The following is a 15,828-nucleotide window of genomic DNA, read 5'->3' on the forward strand; positions in this document are numbered from 1 at the left end:
GTGCGCGGGTGGCGCCGCAGGTGAGCAATCGACTCAGCTCCCTCGGGGCCTGGTCGGCACGCAGAGCCATGCGAGGACCGCTGCCGTCAGATAGGCGAGAGCGCCGACGGCCATGCTGGTGCGCAGCCCGGCGGCGTAGTGGGTGGCAGTGGCGAGCAGACTGCCCCCGAGCGCCACGCCGGTTGCGCTGCCGATCTGACGGGCGGTGTTGAACAGGGCGGAGGCGGCACCTGAGTACGACGGCGGTGCGGCGCCCATCACCGTCGCGGTGGAGCCGGTGAGGGCGAAGGACGTACCGAATCCCGCGGCCATCATCGGGGGCACCAGCAACGGGTAGGCGGGATCGGCTCCCGCCGCGGCCCAACCCGCAAGCCCCAGGGCGGCAAGGAGCATGCCGGTGATGACCAGGGGACGGTCGCCGGTACGGCGGGACAACCGCCCGGAGACGACGGAGGCGAACATGGTCATCGCCACCGCCGGGAACAGCGCCAGCCCCGTGCCGAGGGCGCTGAAGCCCCGCTGGCGCTGGAACTCCAGGCTCGCGGTGAACACCATGCCGTAGAAGCCGAAGTTGAACAGCAGTCCGATGACGGCTCCCCCACCCATCGCCCGGGAGCGCAGCAAGGGAAGCGGCAGCACGGGGCTCCGGGACAGCCGCTCACGTGCCACGAAGGCTGCGGCGGCCGCCGCGGCCAGGCCCAACCCGGCGAGGACCGCCGGGTCCGTCCAGCCTCGCCGCCCGGCCTCGTTGAGCGCCGCGGTCAGCAGCGCCACCGCCGCCACGATCGCGACCTGCGCCGGCCAGTCGAGGGGCCGCGCGGCATGCCGGGGTGAGCGCGCCACGTGCCGCAGGCTCAGCACCAGGCAGGCCGCCCCGACGGGAAGGTTGATGAGAAAGACCCAGCGCCACCCCACCGTGGTCACGAGCAGGCCGCCCAGCAGGGGCCCGGCCGACGCCGCGATGCCGGCCATCGAACCCCACAGCCCGAAGGCCCGCGAGCGTTCGGCCGGACCCGGATAGGCCTGCTGGAGCAGGGCCAGGGAACCGGGCACGATCAGTGCCGCGCCGCACCCCTCCAGCAAGCGGGCACCGACCAGGAAGGGCGCGTCGGGTGCAAGGGCGCACGCGGCCGAGGCCACGGTGAACACGGCCACTCCCCAGCAGAAGATCCGTCGGTTGCCCAGCCGGTCGCCCAGCGCGCCGCCGGTCAGCAGGAAGCCCGCGAAGACCAGGGTGTAGCCGTCGGTGATCCACTGGATGCCGGTGAGCGAGGTCGCCAGGTCCCGGCCGATCACGGGCACGGCGACGTTGATGACCGTCACGTCCAGGATGACCATGAAGTACCCGGCGCACACCGCGAGGAGCGGTGCCAAGGAACGTCGCTCGGGCCGGGGAGCCGACTTGTGAGAGGACACGGACCCATCGCCGTCACCCGGCTCCGCGAACACCACGGTCTCAACCCCATCCCGCGCACGGACGTACACCAAGGACGCCACACTAAGGGACATATGCCTCGTATCCGGGGACCGGCGGCTCAGCTCGCTGTCGGACAGTGGAGAACGGGAGCCAGGCCGGCCGGACGACCCACTCACGCATCAACTGAGACGCCCGCCCATTGCTTTAAGGGCCGAGCTCTACGACGACGTGGTCAACTCCTCACGGGCCGAAGGCCGGCCGTGGCGGCCGCTCTCCAGCCCTATGTGCGCGGACCGGTTGTGGTTGTCGATGCCCCGCGCTGCTGCCGGACAACGCGGCGGCTTCGTCCGAGAGGGCGTGCTGCGCGCCTCGGGCGTCCGGACTCGACGGTCCAGGCCGCCGCCTGACGATCAAAGGGCGGGCCCTGGAGCAGACATGGACAGCCGTCCTCGGCGATGCTGCCGCAGATCAGCCGGCAGGGCGGAACCGCAGTGCCGACCAGGTGTCGTCGATGGCGACCTGCCGCACGGGGCGCACGCCCTGCTCGCCAAGTGCGGCGGCCAGGGTGTCGCGGTTCAGATCCGTTCCGAGCTTCCCGCCCTTCGGGTAGGCCACCCAGGCGAGGGCATCGCGCCGCGCGGCGGCAATCGCCGCCTGCGCATCCGCTCCCAGAAGATCACCGGAGGTGGTCACGAAGACCAGCACCGCGTCGGCCGAAGCCGCCTCCCCCTCGGTCTCCACCTCCAGTTGGACGTCGTCGGGCCTGCCCAGCACCACGACTCTCTGACCGGGCTTGATCTGCAGCTTGCTGATGACGGACACCCCTCAGATCCTGTCACCCCGCGCCGTGGCACGCCAGGTGGGCCGGTCCCGGGGCTCGCGCTCGCGGGAACCGGCCCACCGTCGTCAGGGTCCGTCGTGTCTCACTGGCCGAAGCCGTAGGCGAACAGATGGTCGGTGCCCGTCGAGCCCGTCACCGGCAGGGTGATCGATGCCACCTGCTTGGACGCGTCGAGGGGGACCTTCGTGGCGAAGACGTAGGTCTTCACGCCGTCCCGGCCCCCGCTGCCGGTGTTGCGGTAGCCCGTCGTGACGGCCGTGGTGTCACCCGGGCGCGGCTTGCTCGTCCCGGCGTTGAGCGTCCAGTCGGAGAAGCCGACCGTCGCCTTGGAGGTGGTGCCGTCGGTGTAGGTGACGGTCACCGTGCCCGAGACCCCGCTGCCGTCGGTCGGTGCGTTGGCCGCCGTGCCCAGCAGGCCCAACGACGCGCCCGAGGTGCCGGCCGGCATCGGGATGGTCTGGCCGGCCATCTCCAGGTTGTCCAGCTGACCGGACTTCACCGTCGGCCAGGTGTAGGAGATGCCGTCGACCGTGACGGTGGAGCCGCTCGTGACGCCGGCCGCCGACAGCGCGTTCTGCGAGAACGCCCAGCCGCCGCTGTCGAAGCCGCCCGAGAACGTCGTGCCGTCGGGGTAGATGCCTTCGTTGGTCGCGTACGGCCACAGCTCGCCGGCCTTGGCCACGGCCACGCGGAGGGCCGCGCCGCTCAGAGCCGAGCCGGTACTGTGGTCGGTCAGCGCGAACGTGACCGGGAACGTTCCTTCACTCGTCCCCGCCGTCACGTGGACCTTCGCCTCGGCGCTGCCCGAGGCGGGCACCTTCAGCGAGCCGGAGGAGGTGTCGAGCGTGACGCCGGAGGGCGCCGTCGCCTTCCAGTCGACGGTGGCATCCTTGCTGCCGAGGTTGGTGAGGTCGAGCGTGGCGTCACCGGACGCACCCGGCTGGAGCACCAGGCCGTCGCTGGAGGGGCCGGTCGCGGCCAGGACCCGGTCGCCGCCCGTGGTGTCCGACGGTGGCACCGCCGACGGGTCGGAGGCCCAGGACTTGTCCGGCTGGGTGCCGAGGGTGAAGTCGACCGTGTCCGCGCCCTTGAACTGCTGGTACGTCAGCCAGGAGGTGTTCCACTCCTTGCCCTTGACGTCGAGGGACTGCACGTACGGGGCGTCGGGTGCCGCCTGCGGCGCGTCGATCCGCACCGTCTTGCCACCCGCGTACGTCACCTCGGCCAGCGGGAACGCCGGGCTGCCGAGCGCCAGGGTGTCCGTGCCCGGGGTCTCGGGGTACATGCCCAGCTCGGACCAGACGTACCAGGAGCTCATCGCACCGAGGTCGTCGTTGCCGAACGAGCCGACCGGAGCGTTGAAGTACAGCTTCTGCTGGGCCGCACGGACGGCCTCCTGGGTCTTCCACGGTTCGCCCGTGTAGTCGTACTCCCAGGGGATCTCCACGCTGGGCTCGTTGCTGAGGTTGGCGTTGGTGTTGCCGGGATCGGTGATGTTGTCGAGCAGGCCGTCCAGGTAGGACGAGTACGCCTTGTCACCGCCGCGCGCCTGGATGAGCTGACGCAGGTTGAACGGGACCATCGGCGTGTACTGGGCCGAGGTGCCCTCCACGAACCCGTTGGAGGTGCCCGGCGTGAAGCCGCCCGCGAACTGGCCGTCCTTGTTCTTCGCCTGCATGTAGCCGGTCTGCGGGTTGAAGACGTTCATCCAGTCCTGGGCCCGGGTGGCGAACTTCGTGTAGACGTCCGTCTTGCCCAGCGACTTGGCGAACGCGGCGAGGGCGTAGTCGGCGGAGTCGTACTCCAGCTGGGTGGAGACCGGGCCGTAGAAGTTGCAGCAGCCGTAGTCGTTCTCGTCCAGCGGGAGATAGCCCTTGGCGTCGCGCACCGACTCGCCGGGGCGGTCGTTGTTCGGGACGGTGGCCTCGTGCTGCAGGGCGGCGAGCGCCTTGTCCGTGTCGAAGCTCCGGGCACCGAAGGCGTACGCGTCGGTGATGATGCCGGCGGCCGGGTCGCCGACCATGACGTAGCTCTCGCCGTTGTTCGATGCCCACTTGGGCAGCAGGCCCGTCTGGTCGTAGCCGTTGAGCATCGAGGTGACGACATCGCTGGTGACCTTGGGCTCGACCATCGCCATCAGCTGGGTCTGGGAGCGGTAGGTGTCCCAGCCCGAGTAGTTGGCGTACTGGGCCTGCTGGCCCTTGGCCAGCTTGTGGATCTGGTTGTCCATGCCCATGTACTGGCCGTTGGCGTCCGAGAAGACGTTCGGGTGCAGCAGGGCGTGGTAGAGCGCGGTGTAGAACTGCACCTGCTGGTCCGTTGAGCCGCCGCCGATGCGGATCTTGTTCAGCACGGTGTTCCAGGCGGTGTGGTTCGCCTGCTCGACGGCGTCGAAGTCCCAGTTCCTGATCTCGGTGGAGAGGTTGTCCGCCGCGCCTGCGTCACTGGTGTAGGAGATGCCGACCTTCGCCCGCACCGTCGGGTTGGCGGAGGTGTCGAACGTCAGGTACATGCCGTTCGCGCCCGTCGTGGGAGGCTCGGCGGATGTACTCGCAGCGGACCCGCCCGCCCTGGACGTCCGGGGCACCGCCCCGGCGCTCGAGGCCGGGGACGGCGTGCCGGAGGACTTGCCGCCGCTTCCGTGCACGGTGGGGGACGGGGCTGCGGGAACGGTGAAGTGCCGCTCCTTCAGCGGCTTTGACGGGCGTGCCTGCAGGTTCTGCCGGGCCCTGCCCGCCGTCAGCGACGTCTCGCCGGGGTTGATGGTGCTGCCGACCCAGGTGCCGCTGCTGCTGAACGGCTGGTCGAACTTGATGTCGAAGTGCAGCGTGTAGCGGTTGTTCGCGCCGCAGAAGTGACCGCTGTCGATCGAGCCGCTGATCTCCTTCTTGTTCACGACCTGGACGCGGGTGCCGTCCACCTGAGTGGCTCCACCGCTGAGCTTGAACAGCAGATTGGCCTGCTTGCCCGCAGGGAACGTGAAGGTGCCCAGACCGGCACGGGTGGTGTCGGTGAGCCGGGTCGTGACCCCGGCCGCGTCGGTGACCTTGTAGTACCCGATGCCGGTCTGCTCGTCGTCGTGGCTGAATCCCGCGGACGTGTTGCCGAGGTCGCCCGACAGCGTGCCGGTCACCGGCAGGACGGGCAGGTCGCCCGCGACGCCGCAGCCGGGTCCCGAGACGTGGGTGAGACTGAAGCCGGAGATCTTGTCGTCGTTGTACTCGTAGCCGCCGCCGGAGGGGCGGTCGGGCGTCGTGTCGGGACCCCACTGCACCATGCCGGCCGGCATGTCGGGGCCGGGGAAGGTGTCCACCTCTCCCGACGTGCCGATGAGCGGGTTCACGAGGGACGCGGGGTCTTTCACCAACGCCGGTGTTGCGGCACTCGCGCCATAGGCGTCCCCGATCGCCGGGAGCGGGAGCGCGGCGATTCCCAGGACGCAGATCACGGCCAAGCGTTGACGGAGTCTTTTTCGGTTACGTGGCGCGGCTGAACGTCGGGGTCGGACCATCGGTTGCCTCCGCAGCGGTTCGTGCTTCGCACAGGTGCTGACGTGCCGAGGGACGGGGACGTCAGTGCATGGCAACGTTGTCTGACCGCCGACGGGCGGCCTGACAACGTTGCCATGCACGAGTGTCGAGTGAAACGCGTGGGCTTACGGTGTGTCAACGAGGTCAACGCAGCTTTCTGACTGCGAAGTTCACCATCGGGCGCGCTTCACACCTCGCCGCCACGGTCCCCGGGCGTTCCCGGCCCCCGGTCCTTGACGGAGGGCGTCCCGAGAACTTCCTTGATTTCACCCGCGGTTACGCACGGCTCAGCACGAGAGGTGGCTTCCTCGCAGGTAACTGCCTTGCGTTGCAAAAGTGACAGGCAACTCGCAGGGTTGCGTTCCTCGTCCGGACTCATCGATGGTGCGGGCGTGTTTGGCGTGGGGGGAGCTGGGGGAGGTGTCGCTGACTTCGCAGGTCGGGGATCGGTCGCGGATCAAGCGCGGCCGAAAGGGCGGGGCACCGTAGCGGACGGCGTTGGCGACGAGTTCGGCGGTGAAGGCGGTTTCCTCGTCGACGGACCACGCCCGCAGCCGGCGGCGTACCGCTGCGCGCGCGAGCGGTCCGGCTTCGGGCCCGGCCGGCAAGGGCAGCGTGAGGACCTGGTCCGCGGGCAGTGCCTCGGTGCGCGCGAGCAGCATCAGTGCCTCGCCCGGCCGGTTGTCGTCGGTGAGTGCGTACGCGATCGTGTCGCACAGGTCGGCCGGCGGCCGGTTCGCGCCTTCGCTCAGGAGGGCATGCAGCGGCGCGGACGGCGCGAGGACCTTCTCGGCCAGCGGGGAGGTGACTTATCGCCAGGGTGCTGCCTGCGGGAAGGTCGACCGTGGTCGCGGGGAACGGGGCATTGCCGGTGCCGGCGAGCAGGGGTCCTGCGGGCACGGACAGCGTGGCCGAGCTGCCGTCGGCGGACACCACGACAGGTTCGCAGAGCACGGAGCCGGCGTCATCGACCCGCGCCCGACGCCACTGCTCATCGGCCGCGGCCTCCCTCGCAAGAGCAGCGACGCCCTGACTGACGCCTTCTTCCGCGGCCCACCCGAACATCTCCTGCGCAGGACGGCTCCACTCCGTCACCCGGCCGCCCTCGTCCACGCGCATGATCAGGTCACCACTGGCCATCGGCACCACACCTCCCGCCCATCCATGCCCGTCCGGACCGACCGTGGTGCCGTTCGGCCGTGAGTAGCCGCCGATCGGCGCAAGCGGTGCGGCGGGGTCGCTCGAGCCCGGTGGCTGCCGCCGGAGGAGGGGGACCTGGTCCAGCTGTCGCACGCGTGTCGTCCAGGCTGGGGTGAGGTCATCTCCCAACGGCCGCTGCCGCCTGCTCTCGAAGGGACTGGATCAGCGTCGGCACCGCGGGGTGGTCGCGACGGCGCAGCACGGCAACGCCGATGTGCCGGGTCGGGGCCGGCGGAGTGATGGGAACGGACCGCAGCCCCGGCAGCTGTGGGGCCAGCGCGATGGAGGGGATCAGTGAGACGCCCACGCCCGCGGCGACGAGGGAGCGGGCGAAGAAGTAGTCGGTCGTGGTGCCGCGTACCTCGGGGGCGAAACCGGCGTGCTCGGCATAACGGCGCAGGTACGCCTCGGTCTTGAGGCAGCCGAGCACCCAGGGCTCGTCCGCCAGCTCGGCGATGCCGAGTGCCTGGCGGTCGGCCAGGGGGTGCGCCTCGGGAAGGACGGCGTGCAGGGGGTCCTCCATCAGCGCGGTCCACTCCACGTCGGAGCTCCGGCCCGGCCGGACGGGCAGCGGCCCGTCGAAGTGGTAGGCGAGCGCGACATCCACGGCACCCTGCCGGACCAGGGGCAGGCTGTCCTCGGGCTCGGCCTCCCTGACGTGGGCCACGAGGTCGGGATGGGCGGCCGTCATGCGGGCGAGGGCGCCGGGCAGCAGGAGCCGGCCGCCGCTGGTGAACGTGGCGAGGGTCAACTGGGTACGGCCGGTGCCCAACCGCTCGACCTGCTGCTTGGCGTTCGCGAGCTCCGCGGCGACCGACTCCGCCGCGCCCACCATGATCCGGCCCGCCTGAGTGAGGGTCACCCCTCGGGTACTGCGTTCCACGACCCGTGCGCCGAGGCTGCGTTCCAGGGCCGCGACGTGCTGGGAGACGGCGGAGGGGGTGAGGCGCAGGGCGGCCGCCGCCCGGTTGAAACTGCCATGCTCCGCCACAGTCCGCAGGACGCGGAGCCGCTGCACATCGATCAACAGTTTTCCTTAATACGCATCCACCAACTCGGCACTTCTGCTGGTGACTTTAGGCATCAAGGATGAGTGCATGCAAAGCATCTGCGTCATCGGCGGAAACCGGTACTTCGGAAAGCTCCTGGTCCAGCGCCTTCAGGCAGCCGGACACCAGGTCACTGTCATCAACCGCGGCTCGACCGTGCCGCCCGACGGGGTCGAGCACCTCGTCGTCGACCGGGACGACGAGGCCTCCCTCACCGCCGCCCTCGCCTCCCGGACCTTCGATGTCGTCGTCGACCAGGTCTGCTACACACCGGTGCAGGCCGCCATCGCCGCCCGCGCCTTCCAGGGCCGCACCCGCCGGTACGTCATGACGTCCACCATCGAGGTCTACGACCCGTCAACCGCCGCGCTGCCCTTGATCCCGCTCGGCACACCGGTGCCGGAAGAGACCGTGGACCCCGCCACGTGGCGAGTGAGCACGGATCTGCCCTGGCACCACGACGCCTACCTGGAAACGCACTACGCCGAGGGCAAGCGACAGGCGGAGGCCGCCCTCACCCGGCACGGCGGGTTCGCGTTCGCCGCCGTACGCAGCGCGCACGTACTCGGTGGCGGTGCGCAGGAGTTCACCGGCCGGCTGGCGCACTACGTCGAGCGCATCAGCCAGGGCACGCCGCTCATCGTGCACCCCTCGGTGCTGCCCACCGTCTTCATCCACTACGAGGAGCTGGCCGACCTGCTGCACTGGGCGGCCACGGACACCGACTTCACCGGCCCGGTGAACGCCTGCTCGGACGGCCTGCTCGACGTACGCGATCTGAGTGACGTGATCGCCGACCGGACCGGCCGAGAGCCGGTGTACCGGGTCGCCGCCCCGGGCGAGGCGGCTTCCCCCTTCTCCTTCGACCGCCACTACGCCATGAGCAACGCCCGCGCGAAGGATCTCGGCTTCACCTTCTCCCGCACCGCCGACTGGCTGCCGGGCGCCGTGGCCGAAGCCCTCGCCGTGTCCGCCACCCCGGCACTCTGACCGCCACCGACACCGGAGAATTGACGCATATGAAGTACCGCCCCCTGGGGAGCACCACGGTCAGCGCGATCGGCCTGGGGGCCATGCCCCTGTCCATCGAGCACCGCCCGGACGAGGAACGAGCCGTCGCAACCATCCACGCCGCCCTCGACGCCGGTGTCACCCTCATCGACACCGCCGACAGCTACCACTGGCACGCCGACGAGCGCGGGCACAACGAACTGCTCATCGCCCGCGCCCTGGCCCGCTACGGCGGCGACACCTCCCACGTCCTCGTCGCCACCAAGGGGGGCCGGGGCCGTACCGGCGACGGCGGCTGGACCGTCACCGGTACCCCCGCCCATCTCAAGCGCGCCGCCGAGGCCTCCCTCCAGCGCCTGGGTGTGGACACCATCGGCCTGTACCAGCTGCACAAGCCCGACCCGGACGTGCCCTGGGCCGAATCGGTCGGCGCGCTGCGCGAACTCGTCGACGCCGGCACCATCCGGGCCGCAGGTATCTCGAATGTGACCACCGGTCAGATTCTTGAGGCCCATGCCATCCTCGGTGGCGCGCTGGTCTCCGTGCAGAACCAGTACTCCCCCGCCGTGCACGACACCGGGCCCGAGCTGGCGCTGTGCACCCGACTCGGCCTGGCCTTCCTGCCCTGGAGCCCGTTGGGCGGCATCTCCCGCAGTTCCCTGGACGGCCCGTCCGGCCCGACCTCCGCAGGCACCGCCTTTCACCGCATCGCTGCCCAACGCGGCGTCAGCCCGCAGCAGATCGCCCTGGTCTGGCTGCTGACCCGCTCCCCCAGGGTCATCCCGGTACCGGGAGCCAGCCGTCCGGCCTCGATCCAGGACTCCGCCAAGGCCACGGAGATCGAGCTCCAGCCGGCGGAGCTGGCGGAACTGGATGCCGCACTGCCCGGCCCGGCGTGACACGGTGTCAGTGCTGCGGGCACCATTCGAAGAGCAGGATGGTCACGTCGTCGCGCAACTGGTTGCGCTAGTAGCCGAGGATGGCGTGGATGAGCAGCCGCAGCGCCTCGGCCGGGCGCTGTCCGGCGGCGGAGGAGCGGATGATGAAGTCGGTGAACCGGTCGAGACCGAACTCCGCACCGTCCGCGTCGCGAGCCTCCACGACGCCGTCGGTGTAGAGAAGGACGCAGTCCCCCGGTTCCAGTGTCGTCTCGTGCACCTGCCTGGCTCCCGGGGTGAGCTGGACGGCCAGGCCGATCGGCGGCTGCGGAGGGCTGTCCAGCGCCCCCTCCAGCACGCGCTCGGCACGGATCAGCAGTGGCGCCGGATGACCGCAATTGACCCAGTGCAGCACCCCGGTTTCCGCGTCGAGCCGGCACAGCACACCTGTGCAGAAATGGTCGGGCAGCCACAGGGCGAGCGCCTGGTCGACGGCGCCGACGACGTCAGCGAGGCTGCCACCGCCGCGGCGTGCGTTGCGCGCGGCCGCCATGGCGACCGACGTGGTCAGACCTGAGGTCAGATCGTGCCCCATGGAGTCGAGGATCATGGTGTGCAGCACATTCTTGACCACCGAGTGGTCGAAGGCGTCGCCGGCGATGTCGTACGCCGGTTCCAGCACCGCGGTCGAGACGCACCTTCTGCTGCCGATGGTGCGGGGCGGGAGGAAGGCGCGCAGCATCTCGGCGGGCAGCCCCATGACCGCGGTGCGGGTGCGGGCGGCGAGCCAGTCGCTGTAGGCACGCTTGGAGGTGATCAGCATGGCCAGCATATGGGCCAGCATCCGACTGCGGCGCAGCCACACCTCGTCGAGGGAGCCGGTCCGCACCCCCAGCACGCCCAGCCGCTCCGCGCCGTCGATCAGAGGCACCCAGACGGTCGGGCCGTCGTCGGCCTCGGCCACCCGCGGGCAGACCGTGCGGTATGCCCAGCCGGCCTGCGAGCCCTCCACCGGCAGCGGCTCCAGGGCCTCGTCGAGCGGGATGAGCAGCCATTGCTGCAGGTCGACGAGGTAGATCAGCGCCGTCTCCAGGCCGAGGGCCGCGGCACACCGGTTCGCCAGGCCGGGCAGTTCGACGGGCAGGGCCGTCTGTGCCTCGACGATCAGCTCCGCCAGCCGATTCTCGTCGATGGCGGTGTCGGCACCGGCGGACGCGTGCGGTGGGTCCGGCACGGGATCACCCCTTCCGTGCCCAGTCTCACACCGATCCCGGCCTCTCTCACGTCAGGCATGATCGCGCGGGTGCGGTCGCGGCGAGGGCGGTGTCGCCCCGCGGGAGCGCTCGACATACCTGCCGGACCGGGCGCCACGGCCCATGTGCCCGGCGTGAACCTGGCCCTGAAACGCGGCGGATGAGCGGTCCCGGAGTGTTCCCGTCGCGCGCAAGTCCGTGGTGTGCGACAGCTTCGGTGGCCGTCCTGTCGGGCGGCTTCGGTGGCGGTCCCGTGCGGCGGCTACGATCGCGGTCCCGTGCGGCGGTCAGGAGAGGGACGACCTCCTGCGCCTGCCGACCAGCAGCACTGCGGCCACGGCGCCCAGAGCGATGGCTCCGATGCCCGAACCCAGCCACACGGTGGTGGGCAGCCCCTTGGGACGGTCATCGCGAGTGGGGCCCTGGCTGACGGTGAGGTAGCTGGTCTTCTTCACGCGTCCGCGGTGGCTGACGACGGTGACGGGGTACGCGCCGGGGGCCAGGCCGGGCTTGATCCGCGCCGGGCCCCAGAAGATCGGGTCATCGCCCTCGTGGCCCTTGACCAGGTCGAACTCCAGCTTGGCCGGGGAACGGAACGCCGGGGAGGTCGCGGTCATGTACCCCTCCTCCCCGGGGTCCGGATGCGCGTCCTGCCACCTGACATACACCGTCCGTCCCGCCGCGGTCCTGAAGCCCTTGTCCCGGGCACTGAGCACATACCCCTCCTTCCCGAAGAACGCCGGGCCCCTGGCCTGGCCCAGATAGTCGTCGTCGCCCGGGCGGGCCGAGCGGACGTTCAGCCGGGTCCGGGCCTTCCGCCTCCCGTCCGCGTCGGTCACCCACACGAGGTACGACCCGTCGCGGAGGTTCGGCCGCACCGGCACGCCAAGGGCCTTGAACGTACGGGTGTTGTTCCAGGAATGCTTGTCGTATGCGAGGCGCACGGGGGACGCGAACGCCGTGGAATGGGCCGTGAAGGACGTGCCGGTCTCTCCGGGGAACAGGTCGTCGAAGAACAGACTCACCTTGGTACCCGGGCGTCCCGCGCCGCCCTCCACTTCGATGGACGGACGCCTCGGCGGCATGACGACGATCGTGTCACGGGCGACGACCTTGCCTCCGGCCCTGACGACGAGCGGATACGATCCGGGCTTGGCCGACATGGGAATCTGCGCCTTCACGCCCTCCCCGACGGTGTCCTTCGCCGGGTCGTCCAACCGGACCGGGGCCGCGAGGACCGGGGATTCGGCCACCAGACGCACGCCCGGCTTCCGTTCGTAGTTGAGCAGATTGATCCCGATGGCCTCACCGGGACGCGGGCCCGCAAACGCCTGACTGATCCTCGGAGGGTCTTCGCCGGCCGCGGCCGACCCCGTCAGGCCCCCACAACTCAGCACCCCGCCACATACACCGACGGCCACCACCCGCTGCCAGCTCGCCCTCATGGCGCCCCCTCTCACTCGAAGAGGAAGAGGGAAAGACCGGCCCGACGGTTGGTCAAGCGGCCCAGGCTGGTGTCACGAGGTCTCATGAAGCGGTATCAGATCGGATCCCCGCGTGAAAGGCCCGGGCGGCCTGGCGCCATGCGGCACCGGAGGAGCGGTTCTCCCGCTCTTCCCTTGGGCGTGTGCCCGTTCCGTACCCTGGCGGCATGCGTATGCGCCCCACTCTGAGCTGGACACCTACCGAGGACCTGCCGCCGGGCACCACGGATCTGGCGCCGGTCGCCGATGCGCTGCGCACCGGCGGTGCGCTGGTACTCAGCGGGGCGGGCATCTCCACGGATTCGGGCATCCCCGACTACCGGGGCGTGGGCGGGAGCCTGAGCCGGCACACTCCGATGACCTACCAGGACTTCACCGCGAGCGCGCAGGCCCGGCGCCGGTACTGGGCGCGCAGTCACCTCGGCTGGCGCACCTTCCACCGCGCCGTCCCCAACGCCGGGCACCGCGCCGTGGCCGCGTTCGGGCGGCACGGCCTGCTGTCGGGTGTGATCACCCAGAACGTCGACGGCCTGCATCAAGCCGCGGGCAGCGAGGGCGTCGTGGAGCTCCACGGAAGCCTCGACCGGGTCGTCTGCCTCACCTGCGGTGCCTTCAGCCCGCGCCGCGCACTCGCCCGGCGGCTGGCGGAGGCCAATCCGGGCTTCGCCCCGGTGGCCGCAGGCATCAATCCGGACGGTGACGCCGACCTCACCGACGAACAGGTCGGGGACTTCCACGTGGTGTCCTGCGCGATCTGCGGCGGCATCCTCAAACCGGACGTGGTGTTCTTCGGCGAAGCCGTTCCGCCGCGGCGGGTGGAGCACTGCCGCCGGCTGGTCCGTGAGGCGGCCTCGCTGCTGGTCCTGGGCTCCTCGTTGACGGTGATGTCCGGTCTCCGGTTCGTCCGCCAGGCGGCTCAGGCCGGGAAGCCGGTGTTGATCGTCAATCGGGACCCGACCCGCGGCGACCGGCACGCCGTCACCCGGGTCGCGCTCCCTCTGGGACCAGCGCTCACGAGCGTGGCCGACCAGTTGGGCATCACTGTTGAGGGCGAGGCAGCGCCCAGGTGATGAGGCAGCGCCCAGGTGATGTGGTGAGGCATTGTTCCTGACCGCACTCCAGGGGCTTCTCGATCACCGGCGCTTTCCCTACCGTTCCGGGGAACACCGGCGAACGGGCGCCGGTGCTCGTGAGGGGGTGGGGAGTAGTGGCGGGGAAGAGAGCGTGGCGGCAGGGACCGATCCATGAGCGTCTGTGGCGGTTCAGGCGCAGCCCGCTTCGGCGGACCAGCGATCTCGTCGAGGCATGGCTGTTGCTCGTCGCATGGGTCGTGGGGGTGCTGGGTGGCGCGGTCGCGGGGGTGTTGGCGGCGATGGTGGCGGACCAGGATTTCGAGGAGGAGCGTTCCGGCCGCCGTCAGGTAGTGGCGGTTCTTCTGGACAACGCCAGGGACGCGGTGCCCGGGCACGCGGACGTGAGCAGGGCCAGTGCGACGGTCCGGTGGACGACACCCGATGGCCGCACGCGCACCGGCCGGACGACGGTGACCGCACATACCCGTGCGGGCACGCGGGTGCCGGTGTGGACGAGTGCGCGAGGCGACCTGGTCTCGCAGCCCCCCGCAGGGTCCGCTGCGGTGGTGAGGTCTGCCCTGGTCGGCGCGGGTGCCGTCATTGCCACGGGATGCGCGGTCTGGGCCTCCGCGCGAGCCGCGCGTGCCCTGCTGGACCGAAGTCGCATGAGGCAGTGGGCGCTGGACTGGGAGCGCGCCGACACCCGGCGGGGCGGCAGGACCGCTTGACCGGGCACCCTGGGGAAACGGCTCCTCGTTCGGGCGGCTTCCGCTGGGCCGGCCCTGGGGTCAGGACAGGTTGCTGATCTTGCTGCGTACCTGGTTCACGATGGCGGCCGGCAGCGTCGCGTAGCCCTGGAAGGTCAGGTCCTGTTGGCCCTGCGCGTCGGCGATGTAGGTCAGGAACGCCTTGGTGGCGGGCCAGGTGGCCGGCTTGTTGCCCTTGTCGCAGACGATCTCGTACGTGACCATGTCGATGGGGTAGGCCCCCGGGGTCTGGGTCGTGTTGTCGAGTTGCAGCACGAGGTCGGCACCGGTGCCGGCGACCTTGGCGTCGGCGATGGCCCTGGACGCCGCGAGAACACTGGGGGCGACCGGGGTGGAGGCGCCGGTGGCGATCGACACCGTGGGAATGGTGCGGGTGATCGCATGCGTCAGCTCGACATAGCCGATGGCACCCACCGTCTTTTTCACCTGTTCCGCGAGGCCCGAGGAGCCCTTGGCGGACAGGCCGCCCTTGGCCGCCCAGTCCTTGCCGTGCCCGTACGGCCAGGCGCCGGGGGCGGCGGTGCTCAGGTAGGAGGTGAAGTTGTCCGTCGTGCCGGAGGAATCCACGCGGTGCAGGGCATGGATCGGCGTCGACGGCAACGTGGTACCGGGGTTGAGCTTCGCGATCGCCGGATCGTTCCACTTCGTGATCCGCGAGTCGAAGATCCTGGCGAGGGTGGGGGCGTCCAGGACCAGCTTGCCGACCCCTGGCAGGTTGTAGGCGATGGCGATGGGTGCGCCGAGCATCGGAAGGTGGACGGCGTGCCCCCTGTGGGAGCAGACGCTCTCGGACTGGGCGATCTGGGCTGCGCTCAGTGCGGAGTCCGAACCGGCGAAGGCCGTTCTGCCGCTGAGGAAGTCCTTCTGGCCGGCGCCGGAGCCGTTGCCGTCGTAGCTGATCCGGGTGCCGGCGCAGACCCGCGTGTAGTTCTTGATCCAGAACCGCATCGCGAACTCCTGCGCGGTCGAGCCGGAGCCCGACACGGTGGACGCCTTGCCGCACTTGACACCGATGGCAGCGGTGGCGGCGGGTGAGGCAGCCGGCGGCGGACTCGTGGAGGGCCGGGAGCTGCCGCTCGATCCGCAGGCCGTCAGGAGCAGGACGCCGGAGACGAGCGTCGAGCCGACAGCCGTGGCGAACGACCGGCTCTTCCGCTGAAGCTTCACTCTCCGGGCTCCTTCCAGCAGACCGCCTGGGCGGCGCAGCAGAGGCATGAGCCAGACGGCCGCGGGCGGATGACGTCCCGGTCATCTTGACTATATGCATCCATCCAATCACTTTTCGTAACGACTCGTCCGTCGTGCGCCCCTGAATGAGCTGACGC

Annotated in this window: 12 protein-coding genes and 1 pseudogene; 4 read left to right on the forward strand and 9 right to left on the reverse strand. The window is 70.4% G+C overall.

The features are described from left to right. Positions 1–33 precede the first annotated feature (33 nt). From FB563_RS32410 to FB563_RS32430, 6 genes and pseudogenes are all read right to left on the reverse strand, one after another. The gene (locus tag FB563_RS32410) at positions 34–1,374 is read right to left on the reverse strand and encodes an MFS transporter (protein WP_055703734.1); all 1,341 of its coding nucleotides are present in this window, start codon (positions 1,372–1,374) and stop codon (positions 34–36) included. A gap of 511 nt (positions 1,375–1,885) precedes the next feature. Next, the gene (locus FB563_RS32415) at positions 1,886–2,239 is read right to left on the reverse strand and encodes a hypothetical protein (RefSeq protein ID WP_055703735.1); all 354 of its coding nucleotides are present in this window, start codon (positions 2,237–2,239) and stop codon (positions 1,886–1,888) included. A gap of 101 nt (positions 2,240–2,340) precedes the next feature. Continuing rightward, positions 2,341–5,706, reverse strand: coding sequence for a GH92 family glycosyl hydrolase (locus FB563_RS32420; protein WP_234357554.1), 3,366 nt, complete (start codon positions 5,704–5,706; stop codon positions 2,341–2,343). Positions 5,707–6,075: 369 nt separating this feature from the next. Further along, positions 6,076–6,450: an ATP-binding protein gene (locus FB563_RS44455; protein WP_234357553.1), complete on the reverse strand. Its 375-nt coding sequence runs from the start codon at positions 6,448–6,450 to the stop codon at positions 6,076–6,078. Between the two features lie 214 nt (positions 6,451–6,664). After that, positions 6,665–6,928, reverse strand: a pseudogene (locus FB563_RS45610) (PAS domain-containing protein); the annotation flags it as partial. 178 nt (positions 6,929–7,106) lie between these two features. Beyond that, positions 7,107–8,015 carry a LysR family transcriptional regulator gene (locus tag FB563_RS32430; RefSeq protein WP_055703737.1) on the reverse strand — a complete coding sequence of 303 codons (909 nt, stop codon included), beginning with the start codon at positions 8,013–8,015 and terminating at the stop codon, positions 7,107–7,109. A gap of 70 nt (positions 8,016–8,085) precedes the next feature. On the opposite strand from FB563_RS32430, the gene FB563_RS32435 reads away from it, so the two are divergent. Then, entirely contained in the window at positions 8,086–9,027 is a 942-nt protein-coding gene (locus FB563_RS32435; RefSeq protein ID WP_055703738.1) for an NAD-dependent epimerase/dehydratase family protein, read from the forward strand. Between the two features lie 29 nt (positions 9,028–9,056). Continuing rightward, positions 9,057–9,947, forward strand: coding sequence for an aldo/keto reductase (locus FB563_RS32440; RefSeq protein WP_055703739.1), 891 nt, complete (start codon positions 9,057–9,059; stop codon positions 9,945–9,947). Positions 9,948–10,014: 67 nt separating this feature from the next. On the opposite strand, the gene FB563_RS32445 is transcribed toward FB563_RS32440, so the two are convergent. Further along, positions 10,015–11,160 (reverse strand): PP2C family protein-serine/threonine phosphatase, encoded by a 1,146-nt coding sequence (locus FB563_RS32445; RefSeq protein WP_079048494.1) that lies wholly within the window; start codon positions 11,158–11,160, stop codon positions 10,015–10,017. Positions 11,161–11,466: 306 nt separating this feature from the next. Further along, complete coding sequence (locus tag FB563_RS32450; protein WP_079048495.1) at positions 11,467–12,441, reverse strand: hypothetical protein; 975 nt, start codon at positions 12,439–12,441, stop codon at positions 11,467–11,469. A gap of 389 nt (positions 12,442–12,830) precedes the next feature. Here FB563_RS32450 and FB563_RS32455 point away from each other — a divergent pair, with 389 nt between their 5' ends. Both FB563_RS32455 and FB563_RS45615 read left to right on the forward strand, forming a co-directional pair. Beyond that, the gene (locus tag FB563_RS32455; RefSeq protein ID WP_055703741.1) at positions 12,831–13,733 is read left to right on the forward strand and encodes an NAD-dependent protein deacetylase; all 903 of its coding nucleotides are present in this window, start codon (positions 12,831–12,833) and stop codon (positions 13,731–13,733) included. A gap of 137 nt (positions 13,734–13,870) precedes the next feature. Next, positions 13,871–14,464 carry an Rv1733c family protein gene (locus tag FB563_RS45615; protein ID WP_055703742.1) on the forward strand — a complete coding sequence of 198 codons (594 nt, stop codon included), beginning with the start codon at positions 13,871–13,873 and terminating at the stop codon, positions 14,462–14,464. Positions 14,465–14,524: 60 nt separating this feature from the next. Here the strand turns inward: FB563_RS45615 and pstS are convergent, their stop codons facing one another. After that, complete coding sequence (pstS, locus tag FB563_RS32465; RefSeq protein WP_055703743.1) at positions 14,525–15,670, reverse strand: phosphate ABC transporter substrate-binding protein PstS; 1,146 nt, start codon at positions 15,668–15,670, stop codon at positions 14,525–14,527. Positions 15,671–15,828: the final 158 nt, after the last annotated feature.

It is taken from the genome of Streptomyces puniciscabiei (assembly GCF_006715785.1).
GTDB classification, from domain to species: Bacteria; Actinomycetota; Actinomycetes; order Streptomycetales; family Streptomycetaceae; genus Streptomyces; species Streptomyces puniciscabiei.